This is a genomic window from Acinetobacter sp. IK23 (assembly GCF_035615275.1).
GTDB lineage: Bacteria > Pseudomonadota > Gammaproteobacteria > Pseudomonadales > Moraxellaceae > Acinetobacter > Acinetobacter seifertii.
On the sequence record NZ_JANBNX010000001.1, the window covers coordinates 1 to 19,002 of the forward strand.

Genomic DNA, 19,002 nt, shown 5'->3' on the forward strand with positions numbered 1-19,002 from the left:
TTAGACCTTTAGCCAATTCGGCAGCCATACTTTTGATTGTTGCTTCATCCATGTGAAGTACCTTTTGTAATTATCCTCTGAAGGATAAATGAAAATTAAGTACTTACACAAAATTTAGAACAGTCCCATGTACTTTGGGATATTTATCTAAACCACACCAAGCCTTAGTAAAAAGTAATCCAGTATCTTCTCTGTTTCAGCCACATTGCAGTTATCTAACAATTGAATAATCGTGCCTTCAATCACATATAAAAAGAGTCTGGCCTCATTAAATGTTGCATCGGTTTTTAACTGTCTGAGATGGCTATAAATTTCATTGATAAGCCACATTCTATATCTCACTGCGGTCTGAAAAGCGTTTGGATAGCTAATTTTTGTTTCAAAAATGGCCTTAAATAATAAGTAATATGGCCCTTCTATATCGCTATGTAAAAAGTACAGCTTCTTAAGTTTATCTAGTGTACTTGTAGCGTGGTCATATTCGACCATTTCAATCACTTGTTCTTGAAGACGTTCTTTTTGCACGATTAAACAGATTTCAATAAAGCGCTGTTTAGAGTGAAAATAATTATAAAACGTCATTTTTGTGACTTCGGTTTCTCTCACAATCTTGTCAACACCAACAGTGTGGAATCCACCGTGATGGAAAAGATGAATCCCTTTTTTTACAACATTTAAAGCACGTGGTGGGAATGTTAAATTTGGCATAGTTTTACCGTTATAAAATAAATTTTTGTTGTATATAAATGAGTTAAAAAAATCTGTGCCCTTTTTGGGAGAAAAAAAGGCACAGCAAAACCCATAAAGACTGTGCTTGGCACATCTCGAGTTTTATAGTTGCTAAGTTTTTAGTCGTGACGATTTAAAGCCTGATTAGCCTAGTGGCGATCAAACTTGTTAAAAAACTAAGTTGTGTTGTTATAGCTTTTGGCAAAGGCTGCCAAGAAATAATGAATGTGCAAAGCCGACTCCTTTTTATTGGGAGTTCTGCCAGACATTAAAATTATGGTGGCAGAACGAAGGGGGTTCGCAGACTGGCTTCAAGACCCAGCACACCCGAAGGTGTCCCCCTCCGTTCCACCGTAGAGGGGGCACGAGGGTGTACACACTAAAAGAAGAATCTTTTAATGCTCTTGAAGAACGGTCTGCGACAACCGACTGGCAATGTAGGCCAGCACGCAAAGGATAATAGTCACTCTATTTATCGTCAAGCACAAAAAGTGACAACTGTTTTAAAATAAAACAGACAAAGTATTTGATAAATCAGTGGGTTTTTAAGATGAACTACAGAATCTACGGGTAAAATCAGATGTTGTTATTTCTATAGTTTTTTAAAAAATAATTGAGTTCAGCAATAAGAAAGATTGGGCTAATTCTTATAGTATCTAATGAGAATGGATGAGAAAAATAAGCCTCTTACTCTCAGTTGGCTTGAGGCTTGGTAAAATCATCTCAATAGCACCTGTTTAAAGATGCTACACAAAATAATTAATGGTTCTTTTTAGTGAATTTGTGACCTTTAGGAAGTGGAGCATCACATGGTTGATCCGTCTTTACATCGACCATTTTCACTGGCCCATCATTGTAGACCGTTACTTTACAGCCTTTTACAACATATTCCTGTTCAATACCACCGTACCTTTCATCATCAGAAACGGGAGCTACAGAAGTTACACCATAACAAGCTCCATCAGCACCACATTCAACCTCTACTCCACTAACATCAGCTCCACCCGCTTCTGCCACTTCTGCTCCAGCAGCTTCCATTGCATCAACCTCTTCAACCTGTGTCTTTGCTGCATATGTATTTGAAAGACTCATCATCAGAAAAACTGCAAGAAAAAACTTACTACTGCGATTTATTGAATTCATGTTTTATCCATATCTATTGATTTGAAATTGGTGCATTCTGAGAAGGAAAAGCTTCAACTTCCCCATTTTTCAAAAATATTAAAAAAAATTTAGAAGTCATACAATGTCATATAACTAGGTTAATTGGGGAGTAATTTTTTAAGCTATCTTAACTTTCATAGATAACGTCATACTGACCAGTTAACTCTTCTCTTAAAAGATCGAACAATTCACTTCCTAATAGTTTGAATTTCCTCTCTTCCTGAATCGATTTAAAGGCAGAATTAATAGGATCATCTAAACATAAAGTTTCATCATACATATCAGACCATAATATAAGCTTATCTATTAGTATTTCTGATATTGGTAAATCTTTTGGATTTAAATTAGCTACTAAGCCAAATTCATCATATTCCCATAAGGGATAACATTGATAATCTGGCATCAACTTAATCATTTTTTTCAAATAATTTTCCCTAATTATATAAAAAGTCTAATAAACAACAAAATCATCAGGATGTGTATCTAAATCAAGCAATCTTTTTGATTCCTTTAAATAGATATCCAATATTTCCTTTGAAATATAAACTTTTAACCTTGAGTCATAATCATAAGAAAGCATAGCAATTGCTATAGCATTTAAAAATAAAAAAAGTTCTTTATCTGCTACTCCTTCATTTTTGCTCAATATCTTTAAGCACAACATTACGTTCTTATTTCTTAAATTCAAATAATCAGTTAAACAGTCAAAAAAGCATCAGCGCTAGTACCACCAAAATAATATTTATTGCCGGGGAATATAGGATTATCATATGGATAATACTTATAAACATGCTGACCGATATATTCAGTAATATCACCAATAAAATTTAATGATCTGTCAATTATAACTTCTATAATCGGTGTATTTATTTCTTGATATTCTACGCAAAAAAAAGTGTACAACTTTAGTTCACTCATTTTATTTTCTCCAAGTATCTCTAATTCAATAAAAAGCCTATCAATATTAGATAGGCTTTTTAGAGTCCAGTCATTACTGAACAATCAAGCTAAATACAACTACTCATATAAATCTCTAAAGCATTTTCCGAAATCATTAACCATTGTTTTTGATTGTCCTAACTCTCATCTATTTTAAATGCTTTAAATCGTTGGGAAAGGGTGATCTTTCAAATAATTTTCTACTTCGATCATCTCTAATCCTTTAACACCATTTTCAAGCCATTTATTAAAATAATCTATATACCATTTATACCCACTTCCATCCTCATCAACTACCACCTGATCAGTAGCACCAAACTTTTTTAAAGACCAAATATGATGTACTGAAAGAGTGTACTGATCAATTTCATCTTTTGTTTGAGGTATATTATTCATTGAATCAGATGAATACATTGAATCTTCACTTAAAAGATTCAATAAATCATCAAATCGCTTTAATTCAATCATTTTAAGAACAAAATTTTTAAGCATCATATTTCCTCTCGAATATAACTTTAGGCATACCACTAGTATTTTCGGCTAATTTAACTTTAAAACCTAAGTCTCTCATTGACTTACCTAATGGTGTATTATTAACAGCATCGATCAAATTTCCTGATTTTTTATACGCGTTATCAAAAGCCTCTTTATTTATTTGTGCTAACTCAGCTTTAGCGGTTTTAATTTTTGAATATCCTATTTTTTCAATAACCTGAGATAACATTTCTTTACCTGTAGCATTACCTGATTGTAAAGCTGCCATTTTTTGAATGTATAACTCTCCAGAATTTTCATTAAATGAAGAATATAAATATGATTTTCTAAATTTACCATTTTTAGGAATACCGTTACTATCAAATATTTGTTTAGCCTTATTATTTAATTGTATAACTAAATGAATAGCGTGATTATCATGTATAAAAAAGCCTATCAATATTAGATAGGCTTTCTTAAATTAATTGTTAGATTGATAAATCTATTTTTTATTTTGCTCTTTCAACATTACTCGTTTCTCCCACTCATCACGAGGTATATTATATTCATCCAACTCCTCCTCCTTCAAGTCACTAACTGCCTTCATATACAATCCAGACCAATGGTCAACTTCAGGGATGTAGGCAAATTCTATATTAAATTTCCCTTCCTCCGTTAGAGTTACTTTATAGTTAGTCCATTTTTCTTTAAAAATATCTAACGATCTTAATTCATCAATTAATAAACATATTTTATTTTCAATTTCATAAGCGCGTTCTCTGAAAGCAAATGTCTCAATTTTTCCATTTTTAAGAAGCCATTTTGCCCCACCTGAAAAATGCTCGGGATAAATATCTCCTGTAAAATCTATTACAGTTGCATCTTCAGGCATTATAGACCATAAAAGTTCGCCTATTTTTTGATATATTTCTTGATCTTTCATAATCCATAATCTGCTAATTTTTTATTGTTTCTTTTTAAGAGTGACTCTACACAAATAGGATCAACCTTTAATAGCAACTTAATAACATCATGTATTTTCCAACCATGTATTTCTGGGTGTTCTATTATTTTTTCTAGATGTTTTTTGATAAATGGTAAATATTCTTTAAAACCATATTCATCTATCATGCCTAAAATTGAATATATTTCAAAAGGTTGTTCATTTGAATTTTCTATTATTTTTACCACATACGGAAATATTTTTTCTTTAGCTTCTAAACCCTGTCCCCGTTCATTTTTTTGAGTCCAAAAACGAGACTGTAGTCGAATCTGTTTCAGATGTCCCCTGACTTTGCCCTGCTTGCTTGGTTTTGCTTTTTACAATCTCGGCAACAGCAATAAACATCCCACGAGCATGGCTAAAAATAATACGATAACGATTCTTATTCACTTTAAAGTCTCACTAAATTTTTATGTAATCAAATAAATATGTAATTGGGAGAGGATGGATTAGTAAGTCCAGTTCACACTAAATCCAGTCGTGTAATCATCCGTTTCAAAGTGATCTGGCTTTTTCAAAGGTGCTCCGACAAAAGCGTCATAATTCAAACGTAAGGGAGCAATTTGACCACGCAACCCGATAACTGCACCTAATAAACTCGTGCCTGGTAAAGGATTTGGATAATGTGCAGTTTTTCCACCAACCTCTCCGTAATCGATACCTGCATACCAAGAGTGTGGTTTATTCATGATTGAGCCACTTAGTTCATTGCGAACTAAAAAACCATTATCAGCTAATAAAGTTTGCTCACCATCAAAACCTCTTACGGTATAACGGTTTCCAATTGAAAATCTGTCTTGAGGAGTTAAAGGTTGATTGCTGTGTTGAGTACGCCATTCAGCTAAATATTGCAGATTTTGCTGACCCACTTTAAAAGGAACTTGTAAACTAGCATTGGCTTGTAAAATCCCCACACGCGTATAAGCTTCACCAAAGTCTTCTTCTGGTGCTCTCATCGCATTCAACCAACCTGTACCACGTTTATAATTCACATTGCCGCTTAAAGTAGCGTTAGAAAAATATTCAGTATGATCAAGGGTTGCTTTCCAACCCGCAGTTTTACGGCGTTGTACTTCAACTTCTACATCATTAATATAGTTTTGTGATTCACGATACCACCCCCCAAAACCTAAGGTTGTTTTCCGATGCGCGTCCCGATAAATTACTCGTGATAGATCTGCATTAATGAGTTCACTTTTACCGCTATATTGATAAGTTTCACTACTTCCAGCGACTGTTTGTAGGTAATTAGAGCGACTATAACTGGTTGAAAACAACCAATAATCAAATGGAATAGTATAACTTGCATAAAAGCCATCAGTACCATGTTTACCAGAGTTTCCACCGCCTAAATCATGGTTATAACTGATATAAAACAGATCATTTAAAGTCAGCACATCATCAAGTGATAAAGTCGCTGTGCCTTGATATTTTCCGGTCGCCTCACTCCCTGAATCATCAACCCCTATATGTAAGCGATAAGGTTTAACCTGTTGCCACGTCAAAACCACATCACTATAGCCTGGTTCTTTTTTTTGTTCTGCTGGCTGGATTTTAAAGTCAGCTTCAACCGTTGGCACTCGTTTAAAGTTTTCTAAACCTTGCTCCATATCACGAATATTTAACAGCTCTCCCGACTTCATCGGTAAGGCATTCCATAAATGTGCACGTTTAGAAGTACCATCAGCGAACTTAATCTGATCCACTCGTCCTGGAATAACACGAACACGCACCGTACCAGATGCAATATTTTGCTGAGGTAGTAACACTCGTGTTGTGACATAACCATCTGCAATAATTTTATTTTGAACAAGATCAAGTGCCTGATTAAGACCATTTACGCCTAAACAACGTCCAATAATACTGTTCTTGCCAGTAGTAATAACATTAAAAGAAGAAATGAATTGATGAGCCAAATCACCTTTTAAAAGTAATTTCTTAATTTTAAAACAAGGTGTTTCACTGTTAGAGCGTAAATATTGTAATTGTTGAGTCGAAATCTTATTTTGTTCTTGCCCTAGATTGACGTTTACATCCGGCTGAATTTGTTTCTCTAATGCACTGTCACGCTGTTGTTGTCGAATGGTTTGGTCAGCTTGAATTCTCTGGCCAATCGAATCATCCGACTCCGCAGCATAACTTAAGCCCCCCATTACTGATAAGCAGATGAATAAGACACTTTTATTAAATTTGTTATAGTTCAGCATATAAAATCAAATCAAAAATTACTTTAATTAACCATATTTTAACAAAACATTAACAAAGTAAAAATACTTTATACAGATTAGTCTGTATAAAATTAGATTTTATTTAATATAAGTAATAATTTTTAATAAAATTTAATTAAAAAATATACGAGACAAAAAAAAGCTCCCATAACAGGAGCTTTTTTTGAATCTTGGCAGAGGATCAAGGACTCGAACCTTGACGAACGGTTTTGGAGACCGTCATGCTACCATTACACCAATCCTCTATAGGTACAATTAAACCCTTTAGATTTAATCATAAAAAAAGCAAGATCGTCGTCTTGCTTTTTTCAATGGTGGGGGCGAAGAGACTCGAACTCTTACACCTTGCGGCGCTGGAACCTAAATCCAGTGCGTCTACCAATTTCGCCACGCCCCCATCTGGGACATTTATTTAAAATAAATGTGGCAGAGGATCAAGGATTCGAACCTTGACGAACGGTTTTGGAGACCGTCATGCTACCATTACACCAATCCTCTTCCAAGATTTAAATGACTTATCATTCAAATCAACTTTAAGCCTTAACTTAAAGTGGTGGGGGCGAAGAGACTCGAACTCTTACACCTTGCGGCGCTGGAACCTAAATCCAGTGCGTCTACCAATTTCGCCACGCCCCCGATGGCTGTGTATATTAGCGATAAGATCTAACAGTGACAAGTGTTTTTTTTCTAAAAAAAACTGACCGTGTAAATTGTATACAGATACTAGATCAATGATTTTTATAAGTTTGAATGTACTTTTAAACAATTTATCGCTTCAAATGCATTTGAAAACCGATTTTCCTGTTGTTTTTGCAATAATCCCGCCAGTAAAGGATAAAAAACTTGAACTGAATCAGGCAACTGAATGTCTAAATTTTGACAATGCAATACAGCCCAATCATGATAACTATTTGCTTGTAAACGCATTTGGCTTAACCATTCATATAAAACAATTCCAAAAGCATATAAATCGCTTTGTATACTCTTACTTGCTCTATGGAACAGTTCAGGAGCCATATATCTTGGGGTAGCATCAACGATTGAATCAGGACTCGATATAAGCCGTGTTTTTTCAAAATCAATTAAATAGAGTTGCTGCTCAAACTTTCGAAAGTGTTCCCTTTTTATATCTCCATGAATCCACCCCAACTCATGAAGCGCTGTTAAAGCCTTAAGTGCGCTAAAGACTGTCTCATAAATATCTTTTAAGTTTTGCTTTGCGATGGAACGATCAAACCAGTCTTCTGTATCCGGCAAAATTAATATTTTCCCTTCATGTTGTTGTAGTTGGGAAACAGTGTCGGCATCAACTATTTTAAATGGTAAAAGCCAATTTGCGTTTTTATGCTGAATATCTTCATAAAATTGCAATTCATGCAAAAAATCTTGCTCATTTTGAGCATATACGTGCGGCACTTGATATTTTAGCCAGTAGTGATGGGCATCTATAGTACATGTCCATAGATGCCGTCCTAAATCTGCACTTTTAGGTTTTGTCACGCTTTTTAGATTTTCTATATGAGAAGCAAAATCATGCTTCAGCATAATAAGACTCTGGTTGTTGTCTCTTTTCTTCAAAACGTAGAACTTCTAAACAATGCTGAATAGTTTTACCAATACGTGCATGAGTTTCTATAGAAGAAATTTTCGGCCAAGTCGCACGTTCACCCTCTCTTTGTAAACGCTTAAACAAATGCGGACGAGGGTTTTGCAATGTATAGGCATAATGTTTTAAGCCATATTTGGCAATGATATTGACATCGCCATAGTAGCGCTGCCCTATTACCCCATACCCATGATCAAGCAGTCTTCTTACTGGAGAAATAGCACCGAGTCTTTGACGGGTAAAGTCCATTACTCCCATAGACAGGACTTTACCTTGGCGTCTTAAAATTCGTTCTGGCCAACTTAAAAGATCTTTACGGAAACGGTGTGCATCATCTTGCATAAATGGTACAACATGCGGATTCACTTGACTGGCAATGGTGTAGTTTAAATTATAAAGCCTTGCCATTCTTTCTTGTGGAAAGTCACTGCGCACACTGCCATCTACCCATTTTGTATTTGCCATATAAGGTGTATGTTCACCATCATAGCGCTTACTGGTTAAACGCACAGGGGGAAATAAAACTGGCACAGCACAAGAAGCCAATACAGCACTCCAAACCAAAACGTTGGGTGTCATAATTGCATTCATAATTCGCGGGTTTTCAGTTGCATCATACGGTGCAACTGCGACATTAATATTTAAACCCGATTTTTTAAATGCTTCTTCAAAAGTCAAATCGCCTAAGTTTTCGATAAGGAATTTTTTCAAATAGTGGACATCCGCAATGCCCCCATTCCCTTTTATAAGTTCACGAAGCTTTCTAAAATGAAACGCATCACTAAAAAATTGTTCACCATTTAATAAGTTTTGAACGTCTTCACTCGCAGAAGTCCCCAACATGCCTGTCATAATGGCGCCAGCACTTGAACCAGAGAGGACTTTGGGCATTAAGTCTTGTTCAATTAAAGCCTTACATACGCCTGTATGAAAAAGACCTAAAGTTGCACCACCCGAAAACATGAGTGCGGGTTGCCCATAGGCTTTTTCACAATTTTCAAAAAACTCGATTTTTTCTTTTCTTTGAAAGGTAATACATTCACTAGAAGCAATGTAAGCCAAGCTTTGGCTGACTTCTTCAATATAATCTTCAATTAATTTTTTTGTACCTACATGCGTTGCAGCAAACAACATAGGGTGACCAATATTTGCAATATCGTAAGTTAGCCCTTCTTTTAAAAGATAAATCAAATCTAAAGTACGATGTTGCTGACGATATCTTTTCAGTAAGGTGTAACGATAAGAAATGAGCTCAGCATCAAAATAAGGTGAACTATTATCGAATTTCCACTCTTGTGCACCTGTTTCTTCATCCAGTTTTAATGCAAAAGACTTCCACTCTTCATAAGATTCAGCCATGTCTAATTGACGTTGTAATTTTTTGATACGGTAAGCCTGATGCGGATTCATATCACTTCGTATTTTTTCAAACATATTTCGTCCTCATCTTCACAGATGATTTTACTGAATAGACATGACAACACTATGCGCGGTCTGAACATTTCAATCAATTGCAAAACCGATAAACTAGATTGGCAGTATCTTTTTTGTCAGCTTGCAAATTTCGGTGTTAGTATCCTAGTAAATTACTGTTTAACATGATTGATTAACCATGGCTACCATTGATTTACCCGACAATTTAGTTCAAACCTTATCACTTGTATTAAATCAGTTACAGCAGGTTTTACCTGAACCGAAACAAGAAACTGATTTCACTGCACCAGCTTTTAGATGGGAAAACCAGCAACTTAAAGCCATTTATACGCCTAAGAATATTTATCTTGATGACTTAAAAGGCATCGAACGTCAAAAAGAAAAAATCATTCAAAATACTTTGCAGTTTTTAAATGGCTTACCTGCAAATGATGTACTGTTAACGGGATCACGTGGTACAGGCAAATCCTCTATAGTGCGTGCTTTACTCACTGAATATGCGCCCCAAGGATTACGTTTAATTGAAATTGAACGTGATGATTTAGCAGACTTACCTAAAATCCAAAAAATCATTCAAAACCGCCCTGAAAAGTATATTGTCTACTGTGATGACTTAGCTTTTAATGCTGAAGATGAAAATTATCGTAGTCTAAAAAGTGTATTAGATGGTTCATTACAATCTGGTTCAACAAATTTTATTATTTATGCGACCAGTAACCGCCGTCACTTGTTACCTGAGTTCATGCACGAAAACACACCTGTAACTAAGGTTGATGTACCTCAATATACCGAACTACATCCGCAAGAAGCGATTGAAGAAAAGATCTCTCTATCAGACCGTTTTGGCTTATGGTTATCTTTTTATCCAATGGATCAAAATTTATATTTAGAAATCGTAGAACATTATCTTGATAAAGCAAAAATGCCTTTTAATGATGAAGTTCGTGCTGAGAGTTTACGTTGGTGCCAAATGCGTGGTCAGCGTTCTGGTCGTGCAGCTTATCAGTTTTCTAAGCATTGGATTGGTTTAAATGCTTTAAAAGAGTTGTCTAATAGTTAAATAAAATGTCCCACAAAGCCTTAGCTTTGGCCTGTAAACCGCTTAGCTTTGGCAGTTGTTTTTCATAACCTAAAACCAAGATCACCCTCTTTTAGGTTTATATATGAAAAAACAATTGCCAAAATTTTCTATCGCAAGCAAAACTATTGCTAAAAGTTTGTTATTCGCACAAGGCTTTTTAGACCAAGCAAAAAAATATTCAACGCTTCCTTTTACTCAATCTCATATCATTCGCCCACGTGTTGACGAAAAATATTTTAGCTGGACTCATTACGGCATCTTTTTTCCCCTTTTGCCAGAACCGCATCGCTATTTAAATATTATGATTTTATTAGGCACACCTGGTGCGCTTGCCTTTGACCATGATGACATTATTGTTGGCAATCCCAGAAAAACAGCTACTTTCTTTTCAAGTACAGCCGCCCTTGAACAAGCCTTATTGAAAGCCTATATCATTCCTAATGATACAAAAATTAATGAAGATGGAAGCTTAATCGAACTAGGTCAGGAAATTTCAATTCAAGGAAAATTCCCTAAAATTCATATTAATGGACATTATGAAGGTCTAGATTTTGACTTTTATATTGATGGGACCTCACATGTTTCATGGTTTGTAAAAACGCCTGTTTATGATCATTTGAGTTTATTAGCAAAATTTAAAGGTTTTTTAAATTATCAAGATAAATACATTGAAAGCGAAGGACTTTGCACTTACGAATATGCTCGAGCAGTTGGCCCCCACTCATTCACAAATCAACTTATCCCTGAAAACCATAAATTACCGCTGGATTTTTTTACCTATCAAATCATTAATTTGAATGAAAATACTCAACTTCTTCTAACCAAAGCAGATATTGCGGGTCAAACAGTAACTTATACATTACATATTAGACATCTTGATCAGCCACCTGAAGTTTATACAGATGTCAGCTTTGATATTATTTCATATCAAATTGATGACTTCATTTCTCCAACGGGCAAGAAAATGCGACTTCCCAAGCGCTTTTCTTGGATTGCTAGAAATGATGCAAAGCAAATTATTTTAAATATTCAGGCAGAAATTGACTGCCCATTCCGCTATGGTCATGGGCAAGGTTACGCAAGTGGTTATATATTTACTGGTCATTATTTTGGCAATCAAGTGCAAGGCCGTGGTTATATCGAATATATAGATATTGAAAACCAACAAGCCTTTGCAGATAAATAATTTTACTCAGGAATAGATAATTCAGTCATTGGCCAACGTGGTGTAGTCGTAACAGCCAAGCCATCATGTTGGCCTGCTTTTAAGCGCTGATATCCTGCAAATGCAATCATTGCACCATTATCAGTACATAAAGCAGGCTCTGCATAGTAAACCTGCGCTTTAATTTTCGCTAAGGAAGTTTCTAACTGTTCGCGTAATCGTAAATTTGCACTTACTCCACCAGCAATCACTAAACGCTTAAGCCCAGTTTGCTTTAAAGCTTTCACTGATTTTTTTACCAATGTGTCTACAATGGCTTCTTGGAATGATGCAGCAATGTCAGCATCACGGTTTTCACCATTCAATTTTTTCAATTGCACAGAAACAGCTGTTTTTAAACCACTAAAAGAAAAGTCTAGGCCTTGATGAAGCATTGGTCGTGGAAATTCAAATGCTAGCGGATCACCAGATAATGCAAGTTTTGCGATATTTGGCCCACCCGGATATGGCAAGCTCATCATTTTCGCAACTTTATCGAAAGCTTCACCAGCAGCATCATCAATAGACTCACCTAAGAGTTCATATTGACCAATTGCATGGGCAGCCATCAATTGTGTATGACCACCTGAAACAAGCAATGCTACAAATGGAAATTCGGGTGGCTGACTTGAAAGTAATGGAGCCAACATGTGTCCTTCCATATGGTGAACACCAATCGCAGGCTTATTTAAAGAAAAAGCTAGAGTTCTTCCAAACAATGCACCTGTCATTAATGCTCCCATTAAACCTGGGCCACGCGTATAAGCAACTGCATCAATCTCTTGTTTCGTTACACCACTTTGTTCAAGCAATTGATTCATTAAAGGAATAAGCTTACGAACATGGTCACGAGAAGCCAACTCTGGAACCACCCCACCATACTCAGCATGAAGTTTTATCTGGCTATAAAGAACCTGTCCCCGCAAGCCGAGTTCGCTATCATAAAGTGCCAACCCTGTTTCATCACAAGAAGTTTCTAAGCCTAAAACAATCATCAAAACTGCCTTTTATATGAGTCAAAATATTGCAATCGCTATTATAGACTTGTGATATGAGTTGTAAATGAGTAAAATACTGACCTTCACTTGTGATCCGGCGCAATGGTGTGCCTGATCTTATCCATAATCTAGAGGATTTTACATGCCACAAGTTAAGTTGAAAGAAGGCGAACCAGTTGACGTAGCTATCCGTCGTTTCAAACGTTCATGCGAAAAAGCTGGTGTTTTAGCTGACGTTCGTAAGCGCGAATTCTACGAAAAACCAACTCAAGAACGTAAGCGCAAAAAAGCTGCTGCAGTTAAACGCTACCAAAAGAAATTGGCTCGCGAATCTGTACGTACTACTCGCCTTTACTAATTAATTTGTGATTGACTGCTGAAATTATGACTACTTTAAAAGACCAAATTACTGATGCATTAAAAACTTCTATGCGTGCCAAAGATATGGCAACAGTGACGGTTTTGCGTAGTCTACAAGCAGCAATTAAGCAAATCGAAGTTGATGAGCGCATAGAGCTTGGCGACGCTCAGGTTCTTGCGGTCATTGAAAAGCAAATTAAACAACGTAAAGAATCGATCAAAGCCTTTGAAGGTGCTGGTCGTGATGATTTAGCTAGTAAAGAACAAGCCGAAGCTGAGATTATTTCCCAGTTTCTACCAGAAGCTATGACTGAGGAAGAGCTTGATTCTATCATTGAGCAAACGATTGCTGCTCAAGAAGCAACTAGCATGAAAGATATGGGTAAGGTGATGAATTCTCTACGTCCGATCATAGCCGGGCGTGCCGATCCTGCTCAAGTTTCAGCAAAAATTAAAGCCAAGTTAGCTTAATTCCCTCCTCTTTCCTTATACATTCTTAGACCAAGCTTTCAGTTACTTGTCAGTTTAAGTAAATTCTTGTCTGCGAAAATCACAAGATTACTCTACACGTCCTAAATTTTCATTCGTCGTTCATCTTGCATTTGCTTTAAGCGGCTATCTATTTTAGCAGACATTGCATGATTGTCTTTTGCAAGTCGCTGTGCATGTAACATCGATTTAATTGCATTTTCTTCACTACCCGACCAAAATTGTGCCTCTGCTCGATAGCGCAACACATTCACCGCCCTTAAAGGCGACTCTTTATCTAAATTAGCGGCTTGCTGTAATAGTTGCCAGCCTTGAATATCTCGGGCATTTTTATTAATAAAACGCTGAACAAGTGTCTGTACTTGCGCATATTTCCCCTGACGTAACAAAACCTCAGCCAACTTATAGCTAAACGCTTTATTTTCAGGCATGGTCATTTGCAATGGCGCAATCGAATTATAAGCCTGATCAAGTTTATTTTGCCCCAAATAAATATCTGTTTGAATTAAAGAAACAAGTGCCTTACCACTAGATTTTACTTGATCTAAGGTTGTTTGAGCTTGCGTATAATCACCTTGTTTTAAATAAAATGCAGACAACGCTAATAGCCCTGCCAGATTTTTTTGCGAGGCTAAACTTTGAAGCTGATTTTCTGTAGCTTCTCCAGCAACCACCATGGTGTACCATTTTAAAATTTCAAAATCGACATCATATATTCGACTTTTAACACGAGGCATTTGATTAGCTCTTAGGCGAGCCTCACTCATACGCTCAGTCGTTAAAGGATGGGTAAGCCAAAAATCTGGCAGGAAACTTACATGGCTAGTTGCCCTATGCATCGTTTCAAAATAATCCGCCATACTTTGCGGGTTATAACCTGCGGCATACATATATTGCATTCCGATCCGATCGGCTTCACGCTCTTGATTACGACTATAGGTAAGCTGCTTATCCAAAAGTGCAGCTTGTGTACCCAACATGACTGCCGCCCCTGCATCTCCACCCGCCTGAGCAGCCAAAGCTACGCCTGCCAGCAAACCAGCCAAACTTAAGAGTGCTTGCCCTTTAAAGGCTTCTTCTGAACGACTAAAGTGCCTTTGAGAAACGTGAGCAATTTCGTGTGCCATCACACCAGCAATCTCATCAATATTGCGAGCAGATGAAATAAGGCCAGTATTTAATGCAAATAGCCCACCTGGGACAGCAAATGCGTTAATTTGAGGGTCTTTAATTACAACTAGACCAATAGGTTGCCCAAGCTGTGTTTGACCCAAAATATTAGAGAAGACTTGAAAAAACTGATCTTCCAGCCATACATCCTGTATGACTGGCATTTGCTTATGAACTTCACGAAAAACTTTTTCACCAATAAATTTTTCTTTCTGTTGGTCAAGCAATCCTATTCCACTACCAATATTCGGAATTTCAACTTGCCCAGAAGCTGGTTTGGAATCAAAAGGATCGGCATAAGAGGCATTTGTTATAAAAGCCAAACTTAAAATAACTGGCAAAAATTTCATAAGTTCTTCTCTATTAAAAATTAGACCAACAAAAAAGCCCATTCATACAATGCTTGAATTATCTTGCATCATATCAATAGGCTTTCACTATAACATTGAAAATAGACTATATTTGCAATGAAGTGTTATTCAATTTTTATGCAAAATTAGGGTTCACCAAATATCTTGGAGTTTTATCTTCCAGTGCTTCCACTAAGTTTTTATAAGCTAAATTTGCCATTTTTTTGCGAGTTTCAGCTGTAGCAGAACCTACATGAGGCAAGGTAACAACATTTGGTAATTTGAAAAGTGCCGAATCTTGCAAAGGCTCTTTTTCATATACATCAAGACCAGCAGCAAAAATAACTTCATTCTGCAAAGCTTCAATAAGCGCCTGCTCATCGACCACTGAACCACGCGCAATATTGACAAAAATAGCATGCTTTTGCATAAGTTCAAATTGAGCTTTACCCATTAAAGCTTTAGATTCTGTATTTAAATCAACTGCTGTCACTACAAAATCAGACTGTTGTAGCAACTCATCCAAACCTAAATATTGAGCATTCAATGGCTCAGCCAACTCAGGCTTTTCTCGTCGATTGTGGTAAACAATATTCATGTTAAAGCCATAAAAACCACGACGTGCAATTGCAGCACCAATATTACCGAGCCCAATAATTCCTAGCGTCTTCCCAAACACATCTAGTCCAAACTGCTGTGGCCCAACTGTTCTTTTCCATTCACCTTGTTTAGTCCAATGGTCTAGAAATGGTACTTTTCTAGCTGCACTTAATAATAGTGTAAAAGCAAGATCTGCCGTAGTTTCAGTCAAAACATGCGGTGTATTTGATAACCAAATTTTCTTTTGGTTCAAATAAGCAACATCATAATTATCATAACCAACTGTCACAGATGAAATAATTTTTAGTTTTTGTGCTGGAGCAAGATTACTTTCATTGAGCAAGCGCCCCGCGCCAATCATTCCATCAGCATCTACGACTTCTTTTCTTATCTGTTCATTAATATCACCCAGTTTAGGGTTTAATACGACAACATGATAATCCTGCTGTAAGCGTGACAAAATTTCTTCATCAATTTGGCTAAAAACCACAACCTTTTTCATGTATATCCCTACTACTCATTGTTATCTTGCATAAGTTGCCACAGCCTTTTTTTAAGGAGAGGCTTATCTAACATTTCTTTTAAACTAGCTAAATGAATAATATTTGTATGTTGAATATAGGCACATTTACCTAAACACAAAATCTTTTTTTCTGCCGCTACAGCATCTAAAAAACCTTGAATATATGAACCGACACCGCGTTGATCTTGATAAGCTGCTAACGGAAAAGGCCACCTTAATTCAGCATAATGTCCCACTTTGGCCTTTTGTATATTTGCCCAAAGTTGCTTTTCCTCTTTCTCTAATGCAGTTACATCAACAAAGATTACACACTTTTCAAGACAATAAGCCTGCAACTCAAATGGAGCAATTGCCTCTCGCTCAACAACTATAGGTTTTTCTACAACCATTTCAGGCTGTGGAATATCTACAATGGCTATTGAAGGCTCCTCAACCACTTTAGCAACTTCAAGCAGTTCAGGATTAGATGGTGCCTGTTCAAATGCAGGAATATCTACAGAAACAGGTATATTAATTGGAATATGAGGCTCAGCAACCTGATCACGCCATAAAGTATGAGCATTATTTTTTTGGCACACTTGTGTTCTAGGAATCCACACATCGATTCCTAAAGTTGCCAGTATATTTCTTTGCTGCCCAATCATGTTTAAATCAGTACCTCTAATCTACACACATTCTAACGGGCTTCTGATTTTTTTTCAGCGTTTTCTTTAAATGATCTCTTTTCAAAACCACATATGTTTCTTAAATAATCATAACGCTATTTTTCTTCTGCATTTGCTCTACAATTTCATCGGACTCAAAACCAAATCGCCAATAGAGCAACTCAAGCACATCAAGTTCATCTTGAGTAATAATTCGGTCACTCCATAAGCACATTTCAGCAATTGCCAAAATGCTTAAACGATCACGAAGTAAAAGCCCAGCAATGTCATTTAAAATTTCAGCCAAATCCAAAGGCTCATCCGAAATTTCATCATAAATATTCATTTCATCTGGGTTTAGCAATGAACGCAAAATACGTTCACGAACTTCCAACTGGTTTGGGCTATTAATTTGCTGCACATGAAGTAGTGCATCAATTAAACGAACTATTTGAGGTTTTACTTCTTCAAATGCCGTAGGTAAGTGAAGTGGCATAAGATTCAATTCATACTTGACCCGCTCTAATAACAAGGCATCAAGTAGTCCTATTTCACCATCTTCCTGAATAATAAGAGCCAGTTTAGTCAAAAATTGACGAGCAATACTTGCAGGCATATGGCCAATATTTTTACATGCATCGTGAAATATCTGAATATGAATACGACCATCTAAATTAAGCAAAGCATCAACAATAGAATGACTTACAGGAGCTTCTTGCGGAATAAATTCTCGATATTGACGAATCATTAAAATTGCAACCATCACCTCACGCGAACCAGTGGCTGTTTGCAATGCACGCTGAATGAGCTCCGGCCGTTTTTTATTACGCCGAATATCATTACTTAAAGGTTTAATCGCATCATTTAATGCAAAACTAATTGGAGAAAGGCGCAACAAAGGCAAAGGCTGTGGTGATGACCACGGAATATAAATTTCTGTTTCAGATTCTTCTAATGAACGAAAAAGACTAAATAACGGTCTATTACGAAGTTTCTTTAAATTTTCTAATTGTAAATCTTGCAATAGAGTTGGATTAAGTTCGTAAATACGCTCACGAATACTTGGGTGAATATTCATCCAACTTTGAGGACTAAGTGAGTTTGCAAAACACATATGTGCAATAGATTCAGAATAAGCACTATGAATTTGCGAACCTGAATGGTGAACATAAATACGTAATAAAGTTTGGGTATTCGTACTATTTTTTAGCAACCGCATGGTTTTTTGGTCGTTGCGAAACGTACGACCACTTAATGTTAAATATTTAATAAAACGTGTGATTAATACACCCAAGCTTCCTGCTAGCCAGATTACACCACCGACAGCTACAAAGACTGTTTCAAATTTATGCTTATAACCAGGACTGTAACGTTTAAAACCCTGCTTGGCGAGCTTACTTCCCCATTGACTGAAAGTTGTTAAACCACTGTATAAAATTTTTAATTTAGTATTTTCTACAGCTTCACCGGATAAAATCTGGTTAAACTCATGACCCAATAGACCATACAGCTCTAGTTCATCTAGATTCTGTAAAGCTCCCCAAGTCAAAATAATGACAATATCGTTTGAGTGAAAACCTGCGGTTAATGCATTCACCCCTACTTCGTCAGGCAAAACATAAAGTGTTGGAATATTCAGAGAAAATGTTTGCGCCAAATGTTCTGTAATTTTTAATGCCGCATGTTCTTCTGGTGTACTTTCACCTTTTACCAAACGACGCGCTTTAAGCTGTTTAGCAAGTGAATGTCCTCCTTTACGCAGAATATAAAGCTCGGTCACCACTGACCAAACCATAATAAAAAGCAAAAGAGCAACAAAATATGGACTTAAAGCATGCCACCAAATTGGCTGACTATAATCAAAGAAATGAACAAGTAAACCCAAAATGAGATTTAAAATAAAAATAGTTAAAAGCACAGCGACCAAACACATAGTGATGGACCATGCCATATTCTTATTTTCGATTAAATAGTGGCTTACTTCTTTCAATGTAAATAATCCCAAT

General features: G+C 36.3%; 21 protein-coding genes, 4 tRNA genes and 1 pseudogene. 4 read left to right on the top strand and 22 right to left on the bottom strand.

Features of this window, described 5'->3' with window-relative positions; translation table 11 throughout:
• Nucleotides 1–147 precede the first annotated feature (147 nt).
• The 17 genes and pseudogenes from MSG95_RS00005 to MSG95_RS00085 all read right to left on the bottom strand — a co-directional run bounded on the left by MSG95_RS00005 (nucleotide 148) and on the right by MSG95_RS00085 (nucleotide 9,577).
• The gene (locus MSG95_RS00005; protein ID WP_077165287.1) at nucleotides 148–708 is read right to left on the bottom strand and encodes a TetR/AcrR family transcriptional regulator; all 561 of its coding nucleotides are present in this window, start codon (nucleotides 706–708) and stop codon (nucleotides 148–150) included.
• A 780-nt stretch (nucleotides 709–1,488) separates the two neighbouring features.
• The gene (locus tag MSG95_RS00010) at nucleotides 1,489–1,872 is read right to left on the bottom strand and encodes a hypothetical protein (RefSeq protein ID WP_077165286.1); all 384 of its coding nucleotides are present in this window, start codon (nucleotides 1,870–1,872) and stop codon (nucleotides 1,489–1,491) included.
• 148 nt (nucleotides 1,873–2,020) lie between these two features.
• Entirely contained in the window at nucleotides 2,021–2,296 is a 276-nt protein-coding gene (locus MSG95_RS00015) for a hypothetical protein (protein WP_077165285.1), read from the bottom strand.
• A gap of 48 nt (nucleotides 2,297–2,344) precedes the next feature.
• The gene (locus MSG95_RS00020) at nucleotides 2,345–2,539 is read right to left on the bottom strand and encodes a hypothetical protein (protein ID WP_139344758.1); all 195 of its coding nucleotides are present in this window, start codon (nucleotides 2,537–2,539) and stop codon (nucleotides 2,345–2,347) included.
• Between the two features lie 50 nt (nucleotides 2,540–2,589).
• Complete coding sequence (locus MSG95_RS00025; RefSeq protein ID WP_077165283.1) at nucleotides 2,590–2,811, bottom strand: hypothetical protein; 222 nt, start codon at nucleotides 2,809–2,811, stop codon at nucleotides 2,590–2,592.
• A 183-nt stretch (nucleotides 2,812–2,994) separates the two neighbouring features.
• The gene (locus MSG95_RS00030) at nucleotides 2,995–3,324 is read right to left on the bottom strand and encodes a hypothetical protein (protein WP_077165282.1); all 330 of its coding nucleotides are present in this window, start codon (nucleotides 3,322–3,324) and stop codon (nucleotides 2,995–2,997) included.
• On the bottom strand, nucleotides 3,317–3,766 hold the full coding sequence (locus tag MSG95_RS00035) for a hypothetical protein (protein ID WP_077165281.1): 450 nt from the start codon (nucleotides 3,764–3,766) through the stop codon (nucleotides 3,317–3,319). The genes MSG95_RS00030 and MSG95_RS00035 overlap by 8 nt, the downstream gene beginning before the upstream one ends.
• A gap of 42 nt (nucleotides 3,767–3,808) precedes the next feature.
• Nucleotides 3,809–4,249, bottom strand: a complete 441-nt coding sequence (locus tag MSG95_RS00040; RefSeq protein WP_077165280.1) for an immunity protein YezG family protein — start codon at nucleotides 4,247–4,249, stop codon at nucleotides 3,809–3,811.
• On the bottom strand, nucleotides 4,246–4,497 hold the full coding sequence (locus tag MSG95_RS00045) for a hypothetical protein (RefSeq protein WP_324624551.1): 252 nt from the start codon (nucleotides 4,495–4,497) through the stop codon (nucleotides 4,246–4,248). The genes MSG95_RS00040 and MSG95_RS00045 overlap by 4 nt, the downstream gene beginning before the upstream one ends.
• 64 nt (nucleotides 4,498–4,561) lie before the next feature.
• A pseudogene (locus tag MSG95_RS00050) lies at nucleotides 4,562–4,699 on the bottom strand (ESPR domain-containing protein); the annotation flags it as partial.
• Between the two features lie 59 nt (nucleotides 4,700–4,758).
• Nucleotides 4,759–6,516, bottom strand: a complete 1,758-nt coding sequence (locus tag MSG95_RS00055; protein WP_077166183.1) for a ShlB/FhaC/HecB family hemolysin secretion/activation protein — start codon at nucleotides 6,514–6,516, stop codon at nucleotides 4,759–4,761.
• Nucleotides 6,517–6,708: 192 nt separating this feature from the next.
• Nucleotides 6,709–6,782, bottom strand: a tRNA-Trp gene (locus MSG95_RS00060).
• A 67-nt stretch (nucleotides 6,783–6,849) separates the two neighbouring features.
• Nucleotides 6,850–6,934: transfer RNA gene (locus MSG95_RS00065), tRNA-Leu, on the bottom strand.
• Between the two features lie 27 nt (nucleotides 6,935–6,961).
• A tRNA-Trp gene (locus MSG95_RS00070) sits at nucleotides 6,962–7,035 on the bottom strand.
• A gap of 53 nt (nucleotides 7,036–7,088) precedes the next feature.
• Nucleotides 7,089–7,173, bottom strand: a tRNA-Leu gene (locus MSG95_RS00075).
• Between the two features lie 102 nt (nucleotides 7,174–7,275).
• Complete coding sequence (locus MSG95_RS00080; RefSeq protein ID WP_077166184.1) at nucleotides 7,276–8,082, bottom strand: protein kinase domain-containing protein; 807 nt, start codon at nucleotides 8,080–8,082, stop codon at nucleotides 7,276–7,278.
• Complete coding sequence (locus MSG95_RS00085; RefSeq protein ID WP_004700599.1) at nucleotides 8,069–9,577, bottom strand: DUF3336 domain-containing protein; 1,509 nt, start codon at nucleotides 9,575–9,577, stop codon at nucleotides 8,069–8,071. Before MSG95_RS00085 ends, MSG95_RS00080 begins: the two co-directional genes overlap by 14 nt.
• Nucleotides 9,578–9,755: 178 nt before the next feature.
• Between MSG95_RS00085 and MSG95_RS00090 the strand changes: the two genes are divergently transcribed.
• Both MSG95_RS00090 and MSG95_RS00095 read left to right on the top strand, forming a co-directional pair.
• Nucleotides 9,756–10,637 (top strand): ATP-binding protein, encoded by an 882-nt coding sequence (locus MSG95_RS00090; protein ID WP_077166185.1) that lies wholly within the window; start codon nucleotides 9,756–9,758, stop codon nucleotides 10,635–10,637.
• A gap of 103 nt (nucleotides 10,638–10,740) precedes the next feature.
• A complete protein-coding gene (locus tag MSG95_RS00095) occupies nucleotides 10,741–11,844 on the top strand; it encodes a DUF6670 family protein (protein ID WP_139344817.1) in 1,104 nt (367 codons plus the stop codon).
• Nucleotides 11,845–11,846: 2 nt separating this feature from the next.
• On the opposite strand, the gene tsaD is transcribed toward MSG95_RS00095, so the two are convergent.
• A complete protein-coding gene (gene tsaD / locus MSG95_RS00100; RefSeq protein ID WP_039254781.1) occupies nucleotides 11,847–12,857 on the bottom strand; it encodes a tRNA (adenosine(37)-N6)-threonylcarbamoyltransferase complex transferase subunit TsaD in 1,011 nt (336 codons plus the stop codon).
• A gap of 145 nt (nucleotides 12,858–13,002) precedes the next feature.
• On the opposite strand from tsaD, the gene rpsU reads away from it, so the two are divergent.
• Entirely contained in the window at nucleotides 13,003–13,218 is a 216-nt protein-coding gene (gene rpsU / locus MSG95_RS00105; RefSeq protein WP_001136722.1) for a 30S ribosomal protein S21, read from the top strand.
• A gap of 26 nt (nucleotides 13,219–13,244) precedes the next feature.
• Entirely contained in the window at nucleotides 13,245–13,691 is a 447-nt protein-coding gene (locus tag MSG95_RS00110; RefSeq protein ID WP_004700591.1) for a GatB/YqeY domain-containing protein, read from the top strand.
• A 101-nt stretch (nucleotides 13,692–13,792) separates the two neighbouring features.
• On the opposite strand, the gene MSG95_RS00115 is transcribed toward MSG95_RS00110, so the two are convergent.
• The 4 genes from MSG95_RS00115 to MSG95_RS00130 all read right to left on the bottom strand — a co-directional run bounded on the left by MSG95_RS00115 (nucleotide 13,793) and on the right by MSG95_RS00130 (nucleotide 18,986).
• Nucleotides 13,793–15,220 (bottom strand): M48 family metalloprotease, encoded by a 1,428-nt coding sequence (locus tag MSG95_RS00115; RefSeq protein ID WP_077166192.1) that lies wholly within the window; start codon nucleotides 15,218–15,220, stop codon nucleotides 13,793–13,795.
• 145 nt (nucleotides 15,221–15,365) lie between these two features.
• Entirely contained in the window at nucleotides 15,366–16,331 is a 966-nt protein-coding gene (locus MSG95_RS00120; RefSeq protein WP_039254779.1) for a 2-hydroxyacid dehydrogenase, read from the bottom strand.
• Between the two features lie 11 nt (nucleotides 16,332–16,342).
• Complete coding sequence (locus MSG95_RS00125) at nucleotides 16,343–16,996, bottom strand: hypothetical protein (protein WP_077166187.1); 654 nt, start codon at nucleotides 16,994–16,996, stop codon at nucleotides 16,343–16,345.
• A 100-nt stretch (nucleotides 16,997–17,096) separates the two neighbouring features.
• A complete protein-coding gene (locus MSG95_RS00130) occupies nucleotides 17,097–18,986 on the bottom strand; it encodes a M48 family metalloprotease (protein ID WP_039254776.1) in 1,890 nt (629 codons plus the stop codon).
• Nucleotides 18,987–19,002 lie beyond the last annotated feature (16 nt).

Excerpts from the sequence above, each read along its gene's own strand:
- MSG95_RS00085 (WP_004700599.1), bottom strand. The coding sequence starts at position 9,577 with ATGTTTGAAAAAATACGAAGTGATATGAATCCGCATCAGGCTTACCGT.
- MSG95_RS00095 (WP_139344817.1), top strand. The coding sequence starts at position 10,741 with ATGAAAAAACAATTGCCAAAATTTTCTATCGCAAGCAAAACTATTGCT.
- MSG95_RS00125 (WP_077166187.1), bottom strand. The coding sequence starts at position 16,996 with ATGATTGGGCAGCAAAGAAATATACTGGCAACTTTAGGAATCGATGTG.
- MSG95_RS00080 (WP_077166184.1), bottom strand. The coding sequence starts at position 8,082 with ATGCTGAAGCATGATTTTGCTTCTCATATAGAAAATCTAAAAAGCGTG.
- MSG95_RS00055 (WP_077166183.1), bottom strand. The coding sequence starts at position 6,516 with ATGCTGAACTATAACAAATTTAATAAAAGTGTCTTATTCATCTGCTTA.
- MSG95_RS00015 (WP_077165285.1), bottom strand. The coding sequence starts at position 2,296 with ATGCCAGATTATCAATGTTATCCCTTATGGGAATATGATGAATTTGGC.
- MSG95_RS00110 (WP_004700591.1), top strand. The coding sequence starts at position 13,245 with ATGACTACTTTAAAAGACCAAATTACTGATGCATTAAAAACTTCTATG.
- MSG95_RS00040 (WP_077165280.1), bottom strand. The coding sequence starts at position 4,249 with ATGAAAGATCAAGAAATATATCAAAAAATAGGCGAACTTTTATGGTCT.
- MSG95_RS00005 (WP_077165287.1), bottom strand. The coding sequence starts at position 708 with ATGCCAAATTTAACATTCCCACCACGTGCTTTAAATGTTGTAAAAAAA.
- rpsU (WP_001136722.1), top strand. The coding sequence starts at position 13,003 with ATGCCACAAGTTAAGTTGAAAGAAGGCGAACCAGTTGACGTAGCTATC.
- tsaD (WP_039254781.1), bottom strand. The coding sequence starts at position 12,857 with ATGATTGTTTTAGGCTTAGAAACTTCTTGTGATGAAACAGGGTTGGCA.
- MSG95_RS00120 (WP_039254779.1), bottom strand. The coding sequence starts at position 16,331 with ATGAAAAAGGTTGTGGTTTTTAGCCAAATTGATGAAGAAATTTTGTCA.
- MSG95_RS00025 (WP_077165283.1), bottom strand. The coding sequence starts at position 2,811 with ATGAGTGAACTAAAGTTGTACACTTTTTTTTGCGTAGAATATCAAGAA.
- MSG95_RS00010 (WP_077165286.1), bottom strand. The coding sequence starts at position 1,872 with ATGAATTCAATAAATCGCAGTAGTAAGTTTTTTCTTGCAGTTTTTCTG.
- MSG95_RS00090 (WP_077166185.1), top strand. The coding sequence starts at position 9,756 with ATGGCTACCATTGATTTACCCGACAATTTAGTTCAAACCTTATCACTT.
- MSG95_RS00030 (WP_077165282.1), bottom strand. The coding sequence starts at position 3,324 with ATGCTTAAAAATTTTGTTCTTAAAATGATTGAATTAAAGCGATTTGAT.